Annotated in this window: 8 protein-coding genes; 6 read left to right on the top strand and 2 right to left on the bottom strand. The window is 59.5% G+C overall.

Features of this window, described 5'->3' with window-relative positions; translation table 11 throughout:
* Positions 1-70: 70 nt before the first annotated feature.
* Entirely contained in the window at positions 71-3,451 is a 3,381-nt protein-coding gene (locus ACKVY0_RS10790) for a sulfatase-like hydrolase/transferase (protein WP_409214826.1), read from the bottom strand.
* A gap of 82 nt (positions 3,452-3,533) precedes the next feature.
* Between ACKVY0_RS10790 and ACKVY0_RS10795 the strand changes: the two genes are divergently transcribed.
* Positions 3,534-4,283: a helix-turn-helix domain-containing protein gene (locus tag ACKVY0_RS10795; RefSeq protein WP_409214827.1), complete on the top strand. Its 750-nt coding sequence runs from the start codon at positions 3,534-3,536 to the stop codon at positions 4,281-4,283.
* Between the two features lie 70 nt (positions 4,284-4,353).
* On the opposite strand, the gene ACKVY0_RS10800 is transcribed toward ACKVY0_RS10795, so the two are convergent.
* Positions 4,354-4,653 carry a hypothetical protein gene (locus ACKVY0_RS10800; RefSeq protein WP_409214828.1) on the bottom strand — a complete coding sequence of 100 codons (300 nt, stop codon included), beginning with the start codon at positions 4,651-4,653 and terminating at the stop codon, positions 4,354-4,356.
* Between the two features lie 383 nt (positions 4,654-5,036).
* Between ACKVY0_RS10800 and ACKVY0_RS10805 the strand changes: the two genes are divergently transcribed.
* From ACKVY0_RS10805 to ACKVY0_RS10825, 5 genes are all read left to right on the top strand, one after another.
* On the top strand, positions 5,037-7,115 hold the full coding sequence (locus tag ACKVY0_RS10805) for an arylsulfatase (RefSeq protein WP_409214829.1): 2,079 nt from the start codon (positions 5,037-5,039) through the stop codon (positions 7,113-7,115).
* Between the two features lie 19 nt (positions 7,116-7,134).
* On the top strand, positions 7,135-8,811 hold the full coding sequence (locus ACKVY0_RS10810) for an arylsulfatase (protein WP_409214830.1): 1,677 nt from the start codon (positions 7,135-7,137) through the stop codon (positions 8,809-8,811).
* Positions 8,812-8,853: 42 nt separating this feature from the next.
* Positions 8,854-12,648 (top strand): family 16 glycoside hydrolase, encoded by a 3,795-nt coding sequence (locus ACKVY0_RS10815; RefSeq protein ID WP_409214831.1) that lies wholly within the window; start codon positions 8,854-8,856, stop codon positions 12,646-12,648.
* A gap of 75 nt (positions 12,649-12,723) precedes the next feature.
* On the top strand, positions 12,724-13,479 hold the full coding sequence (locus ACKVY0_RS10820; RefSeq protein ID WP_409214832.1) for a DUF1080 domain-containing protein: 756 nt from the start codon (positions 12,724-12,726) through the stop codon (positions 13,477-13,479).
* 132 nt (positions 13,480-13,611) lie between these two features.
* Positions 13,612-13,923: a hypothetical protein gene (locus ACKVY0_RS10825; RefSeq protein ID WP_409214833.1), complete on the top strand. Its 312-nt coding sequence runs from the start codon at positions 13,612-13,614 to the stop codon at positions 13,921-13,923.
* Positions 13,924-14,029 lie beyond the last annotated feature (106 nt).

A 14,029-nucleotide genomic window follows, 5' to 3' on the forward strand; every position in this document is an offset into this window, starting at 1 on the left:
ACTGGTCATCCGCGCAGACCGGCATCATTACTGGATCGGGGAAAAGGTAGAGCGAAGGACCGAGCGTGGTTCACTGCTTCTTCTTGGCCTTTCCTTTGGCCTTGGTTTCCGCAGGCGGAGCGTCCGTGACGATGTCGCCCTTCCAGGCTTTTTCGACGGCGGTGCGCATTTGTTTGATGCGGTCTGCGTGGGCGGGATCGGCGGCGAGGTTTTGCCACTCGTCCGGGTCGGCGTGGAGGTCGAAGAGTTTCTCGGTGCCGTTGTTGGAGATCGAGTAGCGGTATTGGTCGGTGACCATGCCGTGGTCTTTGTTGGCGTGGATGAAGGCGGGGTGCGGCCAGGCGGCGTCAGGCTTATCCAGCAGCGGGACAAGGCTGCGGCCATCGAGGCGCAAGCCATCGGCGGAAGTGCCCGTGAGTGCGAGAAGCGTCGGATAAAGGTCAATGCTTTCGACGAGGCCCGGGCAGACTCCAGCGGCTTTGCCGGGAGCGTGGATGAGCAGCGGGATGCGGTTGGCGACGTGGTAGATGGTGTTTTTCCGCCACAGGCCGTGCTCGGTGAGGTGATAACCGTGGTCACCCCAGAGGATGACGATGGTGTTGTCGGCTCGGCCTGACTTTTCGAGCTCTGCGAGGATGCGCCCGACTTGCGCGTCGGAATACGACACGCTAGCGAGATAGCCTTTGATGAGTTCGCGTGCATCGTCGTCAGTCACGCCTTCGTTCCATTTCGCGGAGTCCTTGGCCACACCGGAGCCGAGATCCTCCTTAAACAGCTCGCGTTTCGCGCCCTCGGGTAGTTTTGGCAGCTCGATCTTGGCGTCCTTGTAGAGGTCGAAATACTTCTTCGGAGCGATCCAAGGCATGTGCGGTCGGCTGAATCCGGCGCAGATGACAAACGGCTTGTCCTTGGGGCGGTCGCGGAGATAGCCCGTGACGATGCTGGCGGTCTGGCCGTCGGTGAGGATGTCGTCGTCGCCATCCACGGCCATGGAGAGCAGCGATCCGGAACCGCCGCCGTTCTTGCGGAAGTCTTCGACGACGTCCTTCGGTCCGGCTTCGGCGACGACTTTCTTCATCAACTCGGGCGACCAGTCTTTGAAGTCGTTGCGCCACATTTCGCCGGGAACATCCCAAGCGGCGGTGTCCACCTTCGGCACGCTGCCGTGGTAGAGTTTGCCCGAGGTCGCAGTCCAGTATCCGGCTTTACGCAGAGTCGCTGGCCAGGTCTGCTGCAGCTGAATGAGGGTGCCGAAATCACGCTTCTTACCCGCGCCGGAGAAATCGATGCGGCGGCCAGTCAGCATTGAGGAGCGCGACGGCAGACAGAGCGGATAGGTCACATAGGCACGGTCAAAGCGCACACTCTTCGCGGCAAGCTTGTCGATGTTCGGCGTGACCGCGCGGTTGACGCCATACGCACCGATTTCAGGCCGCAGGTCATCAATGGCGATGAAGAGGATGTTGGGGCGTGTTTCCGCTGCAGGGGTCGATTGCGCCGTGCTCGCTGTGCTTTGCTTGAAGGGTTTGGCGATCACGACACGAAAGCCGAAGCGCGGCCCTTTGCCGGAGGGTGCCATTTCACCGATGTTGGTGATGGGTGAGGTGGCGGCGTTGTTGTAGAACGAACCACCACGTTTGATGCGTGTGTCAGCACCGGGTTTGCCCGTTTTGTCGGCTGGGAGCTGATCGAGACACCACTCCCAGACATTGCCCGTCATGTCATAGAGGCCCAGTTCATTCGGCTGCTTCGCGCCGACAGAATGGTGTCCATCGGATGAGTCCTCCTTCGTCCAGCCGACCTCTTTCGCGTCGCTGCCACCGGCAAAGGCATGCCCCTGGCTCTGCGTGCCACCTAGCGCCGCCCATTCCCACTCGGATGAGATGGGCAGACGGACCTCGTGTCCCTCAGGCAATGATTGAGACGAACGCAGTGAATCCGTCAATCGACGGCAGAACTCCATCGCGTTGTGCCAGCTCACGGTTTCCACCGGATGTCCCTCGGCCTTCTGCGTGCTAGGGTTCTCCGACATTGTGGCCTGATAAATCTCCTGGGTGACCTCATGCTTGGTCATCCAGAAGTCATTAGAGACGGCACCGCCCTTCTCCACCCGGACAAACTCCATGCCTCCAGCACTTAGGCCGGCGGCTGCTGCGGTGGACTTCTTGGGCTTTTCGCGATTCAAACCCGCACGGCTCGTCTGCATCGCCGATTGGAGTTTCGCATGAGCCGTCTTTGCCGCTCCATCGAGCGAGGCGAGATCGAGCGGCTTCTCCTCCGCTAGGTCAGCGGACCAGTGGTAAAAGCGACCGTCATCGTAGAGTCGGAAATCGCGATCAAAGGTGAACTCAATGACCTTGTCCTCCTGCGGATTGTTGCAGAACCATTCATAGATCCATTCGCGACTCGCTGCATCCTTCTTGCCCAAACAATGCGGCAGAAAGCTCTGTCCATCGCACGGAATGTCGTTCGTCAGTTTCGCTCCCGCGATGTCGGCCACCGTCGGCAGAAAGTCGGTGAAACTCACCAGCGCATCGCTCACCCCGACGGGCACGCGACCCGGTTGATTCACGATCAGCGGCACATGCACGCCGGTGTCGCTTGTATTGCCTTTGCCACCGTGATACACCGTGCCGTCTTTGAGCTTCATTTCGACAGAGTTCTTGCTGCCATTGTCGCCGGTGAAGAGAATCAGCGTGCGCTCCCGCAATCCCATCTCATCGAGCTTGGCGACGATGCGGCCCACGTTGGCATCCATGCGGCGCACCATGTTGGGATAGTTCGCCTTATCGTCCGTGCGCTGATCTGCCGCAGCATAACCGGGCGAACCAGGCACCGGACTCAGAGGTGCATGAACCAAAACCATCGGGTAGTAGAGCAGGAAGGGCTTGTCCTTGCTGCGCTCGATGAAGTCCACCGCGTGATCGCACACAATGTCCGGCCCATACTCGCCGCCGCTGTATTTCTCCACCTTCCCATTCCGCAGGATGTCCGGGTTCTTGTAGCGTGGCGAATCATTGCGCAATCCCTCGGTCACACAATGTTCGTCGAAGCCAAACTGCTCCGGCGTGGACTCCTTACTTTTGCCCGTGAGCTTCCATTTTCCCACGACGCAGGTCGCGTAGCCAGCTTCCTTCGCCACATCGCCAAAGGTGCGCTGATCGGCCTCCAGCGTCGAGGCGCGGAAGAAATTGCGCCCGTTGTGCTGTCCCGTCATCAGTGCGACACGGGAAGGTGTGCAAAGCGGCATTGAGAAGCAATTTTCAAAGCGCATCCCGCTCGCCGCGAGCTTGTCGAGGTTCGGAGTCTCGAAGTTCACCGCCCCGTAGCAGCCGAGGTTCCGATGGCTGAGATCGTCCGCCATGATGAGGACGATGTTGGGACGCTGTTCCCCAGCATTCGCGATGAATGACGAGGCAGCAATGAGCAATGGGGCGAGGAAGGCTTTCATGGATTTTAAGTAGTGGACATGGTAACGACCTCGCCGCAAGAAACGATATGCGGATGCCGCCAAAGGTTGTTATTATCCTGCCATGCCACGACCTGACCTCTACCGAGATTTTTTCGCCTCACTTGCCGATCCATCGCTGATCACGGACATCTTCAATCATTTGCCGGATGTCTTTTTCTTTGTGAAGAACCGTGACTGCCTGCTCATCAGCGGCAGCCAGAACCTATTGGAACGTCTCGGCGCTAAAAACGCTCGCGACATCGCGGGCAGGCCAGACAGCGACTTTTTCCCCGAGCACGTCGTGAAGGCCTTCCACATCGACGATCAGCTCGTATTCCGCACGGGAAAGCCGCTCATCAATCGCCTGGAAATCTGGTATGACGAACAGCGCACTCTGAGCTGGTTCCTCACCACCAAGGTGCCTCTGCGCGGCAAAGATGGCAAAATCGTCGGCCTCATGGGCATCACGCGGCGCGATGCCAACCGAAGCACCTACGAAGCCGAATCCGGCATTGCCACGATCACCGCCTATGTGCGCAAGCACTGCGACCGCATCCTCACCACCGCCCAACTCGCCCGCGCCTGTGGAGTGTCCGAGCGCACGCTGTTTCGAAAAGTGCGCCAAGCCCTGAACATCACGCCCTACGAACTCATGCTGCGCATCCGCGTGCAGAAAGCCGCAGAGGCATTGATTCCATCTGCCGACTCGATCCTCACCATCGCCATCGACCACGGCTTCTGTGACCAAAGCACCTTCACCCAACACTTCCGCAAACGCCTGGGCATGACGCCAAAACAGTTCCGAGTAAGACACCGCCAACCCGCTGGGTAAAACCTGCTAAATCCGCTGTGGCGTGGCGAATACATCTACCTCCGCACCTTCCGAACCACGGGTTCCTATTTCAAACAAACCAGCCACGCCCTTCGCCTGATCCCCGATGATGCCAAATAGAGCGGCGATGACTTCGATGAGCACCAATACCCACCTCGCCGTTCTGCTTCTGTTCGTCATGCCTCTCGGCCTTCTGGCTGAGGAGAAGCCCATCCGTGTGGCCATCTTTGATGGACCCGGTGTCGGCCCGAGCACCTTGCCCTTGATCGAAGATCTGCAATAAGCCAAAGACCGTCCCTTTCAGATCATCCGGATCACCGCAGCGGAGATTCAAGGCGGCAAGCTGGCCGAGGTCGATATCTTGGTTCATCCCGGCGGCAGCGGCGGAGGCCAAGGCAAAGCGTTGATATGGAAAGGGCCGCGACTTCTGCTTCAGCCCGCACCCCGAACTCACCGAAGGCCGCATCTCCCACGAACTCGCAGAGGCTCATGCCGAACAACTCTACGAAACTTTCAACAGGCGGCGCATCGCCGAGACAGCAGCGCAGCCGGATGACTTCGAGAAAGCCGTGAAACAACTGCCGCCGCCAAAGGGCGAAGCATCTCGCTGAGGTGCAAAAGTAGTCCTCACATTCCTGAAGCCAGCACTGAGACCGCTCCAAGTAGAACGATCGTTCTATGCATTCATTTGCCGAATTAGACACAGCATTTGCTGACATACTGAAGCAAGACCCACGTTTCACGGCACCCGCCATGAAACCCACCCTCACACTCTTAGCTGCATTGCTGCTAGCTCCCATCGCTGGACGAGCCGCAGTCCAGACATCCAATCCCAACATCCTCATCATCCTTGCCGATGACATGGGATTCTCGGACCTCGGCTGCTACGGCAGTGAGATTGCGACACCGAATCTGGATCGACTCGCAGCGGGAGGGCTGCGCTTCACTTCGTTCTACAATTCCGCGAAATGCGAGCCTACCCGCGCCTCCCTGATGAGCGGCCAGTATTGGCAGGACTGTGGACTCGGCGTGCAACGCGGGCTGACGATGGGGCAGGCGATGAAGTCGGCGGGCTACGACACGTTCGCGCTGGGCAAGTGGCACCTCGCTGGGAATCCGGTCGATCGTGGCTTCGATCATTACTTTGGGCATCTCGGCGGCGGTAGTGACTACTTCAAAGGCAGCCGCACGCATCGACTCGACGACAAGCTATTCGTGCCCGCAAACGACGGCAAGTTTTACACCACCGATGCCAATGCGGACTACGCGATCAAGTTCATCGGCGAGGCTCACGAGCTGAATCCCGGCAGACCGTTTTTCACCTACCTCGCCTTCAATGCACCGCACGCGTCGTTGCAGGCGTGGCCGGAGGATATCGCGAAGTATCGCGGCAAGTATCGCATCGGCTGGGACAAGCTGCGTGAGCAGCGGTATCAAAAGCAAATCGAACTTGGCATCACGAAAAAGGAATGGGCGCTCTCGCCGCGGCCCGAGACGATCCCGGCGTGGGATTCGCTGACGGACGCGGAGAAAGATTTTGAGGACGCGCGCATGTCCGTCTTTGCTGCGCAGGTGGACCGCATGGATCAGGCCATCGGGCGCGTGCTCGCGAAGATCAAGGCACTCGGCGAGGAAGAAAACACGCTCGTTATCTTCCTCAGTGACAACGGTGCCAGTCCCTATGATCACGGCAAGGTCACTGCTCGCAATATCGAGCCGCTGCTCGATGGCACCTCGAATCTCGGCTACGGAGTCGGCTGGGCCAATGCAAGCGCGACCCCTTTCCGCCACTACAAGCGCAACATGTTCAATGGTGGCAGTTCCACGGCTTGCATAGCTTCCTGGCCTGCCGTGGTGAAGCAACGCGGCAGCATCACCGACCAGCGCGCGCACATCATCGATCTCATGGCGACCATCGTGGATGTCGGCGGCGGCAAGTGGCCTGCGGAATTTGCAGGCGAAAAAATCGCGCCGCTTCCGGGCAGGAGCCTGCGTCCCATTCTCCTCGGCGAACAGCGCGCGCCGCACGAGACGCTTTACTTTCAGCTCTTCGATCATCGCGCCGTGATCGCTGGCAACCTGAAGCTCGTCTCCGACTGGGGCCGCCCGTGGGAGTTGTTCAATCTCGCAACCGACCGCACCGAACTTCACGATCTCACGAAAGCCCAACCCGAGCAGGCCGCGAGCTTGGAGAAGCTGTGGAACGGCTGGGCCGCGCACACGGCCACGCGAGTTCGCACCGCCGGAGGCGAGCCGATTTACCGGCATCAAATGGATGAGCACGAAAAGTTTGTCGGTGGCGGCACGGACACCGGCGACGAGGAAATGCAGAAGCCCAAGGACAAGAAGAAGGCCAAAAAGGCAGACAAGAAAACACCAGCAGCTGCACCAACGTCGGCACCAACGCCATCCCCGGCACCAGCACCTACCGCTAAGGTTAAGCCGATTCGCGCCCGCGTTGACACCACGCTCGTGATTGAAAACGGACAACTCGTTCTCACCAGCACCGGAGATAAACCAGGATTGACTTTCGATGCGTCGGACCTCAAAACCGCCGGCCCCTACACGCTCGCCTTTCGCATTCAAAGCAACGCCAGTGGCGATGGCGCAATCTACTGGACCACCGACGCGAAAACCTCGCTGCCCAAGGGCGGGCACCAAACCTTCAAGGTCACGCACGACGGCCAGTGGCACGACATCGTGCTCAACCTCGCCGAACCCAAAATCCTCCACGCCCTGCGCCTCGATCCCTGCGCGGGCAAGGGCGTCGTGCGCCTCGATTCAATGCAACTCAAGGACGCCACCGGCAAGTCCCTGAAACAGTGGCCTTAATCTCAGGTCGGCCTTTCCCATGAAATCACTCCAGATACTCTTCGCCTCCGTTTGTTTGTTCAGAATTCCGCTTGTCGCTGCTGAGACTGCCGGGGCCAAGCCCAACATCCTCTTCATCGTCGCGGATGACATGGGATTCTCAGATGCCGGTTGTTTCGGCGGAGAAATCCACACGCCGAATCTCGATCAACTCGCGGCGGACGGGCTGCGATTCACCCAGTTTTACAACACGGGACGTTGCTGGCCGTCGCGTTCAAGCCTCCTGACTGGCTACTATGCCCAGGCGATCCGCCGCGATGGTTTTAGTGGCAAAGGGGCACCGAAAAGCGAAGGCAAGACGGGGAGCGGTGGAGTCCGACCGCGTTGGGCGCAGCTGCTACCCGTGTATCTTCAGCCGCTGGGTTATCATTCCTACCAGTCCGGCAAATGGCATGTGGACGGACGGCCTTTGGACAACGGCTTTGAGCACTCCTATGAACTCGACGACCACAACAACTACTTCTCGCCCGCCAGGCACTCCGAGGACGGTCAGCCGTTGCCTGCAATCACGCCGGGCAGCAAGTTCTACACGACCACCTTCATCACCGATCAGGCGATCAAGTTTCTAAAGGGGCACGCGACCACCCATCCCGGTGAGCCATTCTTTCAATACCTGGCCTTCACCAGTCCGCATTTCCCCATACACGCGCTGCCGGAGGACATCGCCGTTTACCAGGATCGTTACAAATCTGGTTGGGACGCCATTCGAGCTGAACGCCACGCGCGCATGAAGAAGATGGGCATCGTCGATTGTGCGCTTTCACCACTCGATCCCAAGGAAGGCGGGAATCTGACTGCCGATGCGCGCGAGAAGATCGGTCCGGGAGAGGTCGGGGAAGCCGTTCCATGGGACAGCCTGATCACCGAGCAGAAGGAGTTCCAGGCCTCTAAAATGGCGGTTCACGCCGCAATGATCCATCGCATGGATATTGAGATTGGCCGTGTGCTGAATCAGATCAAAGCGATGGATTCACTCGAAAACACGATGGTCATCTTCCTGTCGGATAACGGCGCAACCGCGGAGCAGATCGTTCGCGGCAGCGGTCACGATGCATCTGCGCCGGTGGGTTCGGAGAGAACCTTTCTCGGCATCGGTCCGGGGTGGTCCAGCACAGCGAACACACCCTTTCGGCTGCATAAGAAGTGGAATCATGAGGGCGGCATCGCGACGCCGCTCATTGTGCATTGGCCCGCGGGTATCCAGGCCCACAACGAACTTCGCTCGAACCCCAGCCATCTGATTGACCTCGTGCCGACGGTGCTGGAAATCGTCGGCAGCAAACCGCCGGAGACTGTGGCTGAATTGCCCGTGCCACCGCTCCATGGCCAAAGCCTCACTCCCGCCTTCGCCAAGGACGGCGAAGTGAAGCATGACTACCTCTGGTGGAATCATGGTGGACACCGCGCCATCCGCATCGGCGACTGGAAGCTCGTGTCCTCGTCACCCGCGTGGGAACTCTACGATCTGAGCACGGATCGCTCGGAAACCAAAGATCTGGCCGTGACTTATCCTGACAAGGTCAAAGCAATGACGCAGGCGTGGACAGAACATGCGGAGGAACTGCACACGCTGTCACTGCAAGATCCGCCAGATGCCGCCCGGAGGAAAAAGAAGAAGGGCAAAGCCGCCGCGCAATCCAAGGCTGTCGGTCAATGAACTGAGAAACGCGCAGATCTGAAATCCATCCAACCTGAAACTATGACCAAGAAACTTACCCTCACGCTGCTGCTAGCCGCACTCGCATCCCCATTGGCATCCTTTGCCGAGGAAGGCTTCAAGCCGCTCTTCAATGGCAAAGACCTCACGGGCTGGGATGGCAATCCGGATTTGTGGTCCGTCGAGGACGGCTGCATCACCGGCAAGACGACGGGGCCGGAGCAGTTGAAGTACAATCAATTCCTCATCTGGCGGGGCGGGGTGCTGAAAAACTTCGAACTGCGCGCGAAAGTGAAGCAGGCGGGGAATAACACGGGCATCCAGTATCGGAGCCGCGAGTTTCCGGAGGTCGGCAAGTGGTCGGTCGGTGGGTATCAGTGCGACATTCACCCGGCGGCGGCGAATAACGCGATGGTCTATGGCGAGAAGTGGGGCGGCATCCTGGTGCAGAATGGACAGAGCGTGGTGATCGATCCCCAAGGCGCTAAGTGGCTGGTCGCGGAACGTGAGCCGGTGAACGTCGATATCGCGGAGTGGCATGACTACACGATCATCGCGCAGGGGAATCACATCGTGCATAAGATCGACGGGCAGGTGACGATCGACTTGCTCGACTTCGGCGTGAAGACACAGGCGCTGGAAGGATTGCTCGCGTTTCAACTGCATCGTGGCCCGGCGATGACGGTGCAGATCAAAGATGTGATGCTCAAAGAACTGCCGGACGCCCCGGTGCCCGCGTTTGATAAGAGCTTGACCGCCAATGCCAAGCCTGCGGACAAAGCTAAGGGCTACGGTAAAAAGAACGGCAAAGGCAAGGCGAAGGAGAATGCGATTTCACCGGCAACGGCTGCGCCAAAGACGACGGTGGGAACTTGGAAATGGCTGTGGAGTGAATCGCCAGAGGCGAAGAGCGCGGCGCGGCTGAAGAAGGAGTTCGATCTCGGTGACGCGGCAGTGAAAGAGGCCGTGCTGAGTGTGACTTGCGACAATGGGGCGAAGGTTTTCCTCAATGGCGAACTCGTGCTGACCAATCCAGACTGGCAAAAGCCGACACAAGCGAATGTGACGAAAGCGCTGCGAGCTGGGAAGAATGAACTGTTGGTCGAGGCCACGAACAAAGGCAGCGCAGCGGCTTTTATTGCATCACTCGCATTCAAGATGGCGGATGGCAGCGAGCGCACTGTTTTGACCGATGACTCGTGGTCCGCAGCGGCACCTGGCACAGAAGAATGGAAGCCTGCAAAGATCATCGCCAACTATGGATCGAAGCCTTGGGGTGAAGTCTTTGATCGCACGAAAGCGGGTAAGCCTGCTAAGACAGGTCGCGGCGCGGTTTCTGGATCGAGCGATGTGACAGAGCCAAAGGACATCAAGACGCTGCCGGGCTTCAAGGTGGAGATGCTGCACAAGGTCTCGAAAGAGAGCGAAGGCTCGTGGGTGGGCCTCACGGTCGATGATCGCGGCCGGTTGCTCGCCACGGATCAATACGGCGGACTTTTCCGCGTCACGCCGCCGCCGGTGGGCAGCGGTGACAAGGCACAGGTGGAGAAACTCAGCGCCGAGATCAATGGCGCGCATGGATTGCTGTATGCCTTCGACAGTCTTTACGCGTTGGTGAATGAGAAACCGAACGTCGCGGGCCTGTATCGACTGCGCGACACGAAGGGCACGGGCCAGTTCGATGAGAAGACGCTGCTGCGCGAGATCAAAGGCCAGGGCGAGCATGGCAATCACAGCATCACGCTCTCGCCGGACGGAAAGAGCCTCTACATCGCGTGTGGCAACGGCACCGCGCAGCCGACGATCGAGCACACACGCGGCTCGCGACCGTTTGCGGATGATCAAGTCGTGCCGCGCACGAGCAAAGGCGCTGAATTCTCCGACACGGAGCCGCAGGCCTTCACGTGCAAGGTTTCGCCGGATGGAAAACGCTTTGAGATGATCGCCGACGGCCTGCGCAATCATTTTGATACGGCCTTCAACGCGCTCGGCGATCTCTTCACCTATGACAGCGACATGGAGTGGGACGCGGGCACACCATGGTATCGGCCCACGCGCATCTATCACCTCGTCAGCGGTGGTGATTACGGCTTTCGCGAGTCGTCGGGCAAACTGCTCGGCTACTGCCCGGACATCATTCCGCCGCTCGTCGATGTGGGGCCCGGTTGTCCGACGGGCGTCGTCAGCGGACTCGGCGCGGCGTTTCCCGCGAAGTATCAACACGCCATCTACGCGTGCGACTGGACCTACGGCACGCTTTACGCCGTGGTGCTCACACCAAAGGGCGCGGGCTACGACGCGAAGCTGGAGGAGTTCGTCTATGGCAAGCCGCTGCCGCTCACCGATGCCGTGATCGGCAAGGACGGCGCGATGTATTTCTCCATCGGCGGACGTCGCACGCAGTCGGCGCTGTATCGCGTCACGTATGAGGGCAAGGAGAGCACCGCGCCTGCCGCTACACCCGCGGAGACACCGGAGCACAAGCTGCGTGTCGAGCTCGAACGCCTGCACGAGGAAGGCACTGGCCCCGAGGCCATCGACAAAGCGTGGCCGCATCTCGGTCACGCGGATCGTCTCGTGCGCTACGCCGCCCGCGTGGCCATCGAGCGCCAGCCTGCGAAGCTGTGGGCTGCGCGTGCTTTGAAGCAAAGCGAACCCTGGGCGGTGATCGAGAGCGGTGTCGCGCTTGCTCGCATGGGTGGAAAAGAAAATCAGGCCGCGTTGCTCTCGATGCTCCATGCGCTCGACTTTGCGCAGCTCGATGCCGCGCAGCAGCTCGCGCTCGTGCGTGTGTATCAAATCAGCCTCGCTCGCAACGGCCTGCCGGAAGGTGATTCGCTCACGAAGACCATCGCACGGCTCGATGCGTTGTTTCCCGCGAAGACGAACGACCTCAATCGCGAGCTGTCGCGAACGCTGGCGGCACTTGGTTCATCGGAAGTCATTGCGGAGACGATCCAGCTCATGCGCACGGCGAAGGACGATCCTGTGTCGTGGCTCTCCGTCGAGCGCATGGCCCGCAACGACCGCTACGGTCCCAACTTCCTCCGCAGCGGCGACGCACGGCCCAACCAACAACAGATCGCCTATGCCTACGGCCTGCGCTTTGCCAAGAACGGCTGGACGCCCGAGCTGCGCCGCGAGTTCTTCGCGTGGTTTGCCAAAACGGGCCCGTGGCTTGGCGGGAATCAGTTCCGCGGCTTCATCGACACCATCCGCAACGACGCGCTCGCTTCCGTGTCCGATGCGGAGGAGCGCAAAAAGCTCGCCGTGCTCGCCACGCCGAGATTCATCGCCATCAAGCCGGAGGCGATCAAGCCACCGAAAGGCCCCGGCAAGGCCTACACCGTCGATGAAGTCACCGCCTTGGCCTCGAAGGTGCAAAGCGGCCGCAGCTTCGACCGCGGGCGCGAGCTCTTCATCGCCGCTGCGTGTCAGGCCTGTCATCGACTCGGTAACGAAGGCGGCGGAGTCGGCCCTGATCTCACCGCCGCCGGCAATCGCTACACGCTGCGCGACCTCGTCGAGAACATCGTCGATCCCAGCAAGGTCATCTCCGACCAATACGAGAGCAGCATCATCGAGCTGAAGAACGGCAGCACCGTCATCGGCCGCATCACCGGTGAAGAAGGCGGCATCCTGCAAGTCGCCACCAACCCCGCCGCCCCCGGCCAGATCACCGAAGTCCGCAGTGCCGACATCAAGAGCCGCAAAGTCTCGCCCACCTCGCTGATGCCTCCCGGCCTCATCAACGCCATGAACTCCGACGAAGTCGCCGACCTCCTCGCCTACATCCTGTCCGGCGGCGACAAGCGCGGGAAGATGTTTCGGAAGTGAGGCGCCTTGCCAGATCCGACACAGCTTTTGCTGGCAGGTTTCGTGAGACGGTCGCGTTTATGCACGCGACCAACCATGAAACGTCTCATTCTCCTCTCGCTCCTTGCTTTCTCTGCCGCTTCCGCGCAGGACGGTTTTAAATCCATTTTCAACGGCAAAGACCTGACCGGCTGGGATGGCAATCCGGAGCTGTGGAAGGTCGAGAATGGCGAGATCGTCGGCAACACGACCGGACCGGAACAGTTGCCCTACAATCAGTTTCTGATCTGGCGCGGCGGGAAGGTCAAAAACTTCGAATTGAAGGCTAAAATCCGCCAGAAGGGCAACAACACCGGCATCCAATACCGCAGCAGCGAGAACACCGACAAAAAATGGTCCATCCGCGGCTACCAGTGCGACATCCACCCGAACGCGCCCTACCGCGCGATGATGTATGAGGAAGGCGGACGCGGCATCGTCTCGCAAAACGGCCAAAGCGTCGTCATCGACCCCTCCGGCGTGAAATGGCTCGCGACCGAGCGTGACCCTGTCGAGGCCGATGTTGCCGAGTGGCACGAGTACACCATCATCGCGAAGGGAAACCACCTCGTGCACCAAATCGACGGCAAAACGACCATGGAGCTCACCGACTTCGAAGAGGCCAAACGCTCGCTCGAAGGCCTCATCGCCTTCCAAATCCACCGCGGCCCCGCCATGGAGGTCCACATCAAGGACGTCATGCTCAAAGAACTGCCCGAGGGCGGTGTGATCGACTTCGCCACCCACCCCATCCCCAGCGACGCACAGATCATCGAGGCGAAGGCACCAAAGAAGAAGGCCAAAGCCAAGTGAAGGGCGCTTAGCATCGTTGTCGGAGTGGTGTGGTGAACACGCGACGGGGGCGGACGATCCGAAAAAACTCAAATTCGTGCTTGCCCCCCCCGGTAAGTGCTAAAAGGTGAATTCCTTTCCGCTTCCCCTATCATGAATGCCTTCCGTTATCTCAAGATCCCGGCCATGATAGCGCTGCTTTCCGCTGCATCATTCACGACGCCATGCTCTGGAGCCGTGATCTTGACCTTTAGCCAAGTAGGGTCGGATGTGGTCGGTGCATATGTGGGAAGCATCAATACATCTGGATTGGATTACCAAGGCGACGGCAGTGTGATTAGCTCATTCATTAACCCAGGATACGGTATTGTGTCTTCACAGGGGAGTTCTCCTAGCAGTAGCATTTATATAGCGTACGCTGATTTATATGGAGATGATGTCTCTACGGGTGCGTCGCCGGAATGATGTAGATTAAAGCGAAGAAGCAGACGGCTGGGAGTGCTGTTGCCAGAAGTGGTTCCAGCGTGAGGGCGTCAGGTAAAGCGCACGCAAAGAGATCAGCGCATCGCTC

Origin of the sequence: Prosthecobacter sp. (assembly GCF_046154365.1) — a bacterium.
Classification (GTDB): domain Bacteria; phylum Verrucomicrobiota; class Verrucomicrobiia; order Verrucomicrobiales; family Verrucomicrobiaceae; genus Prosthecobacter.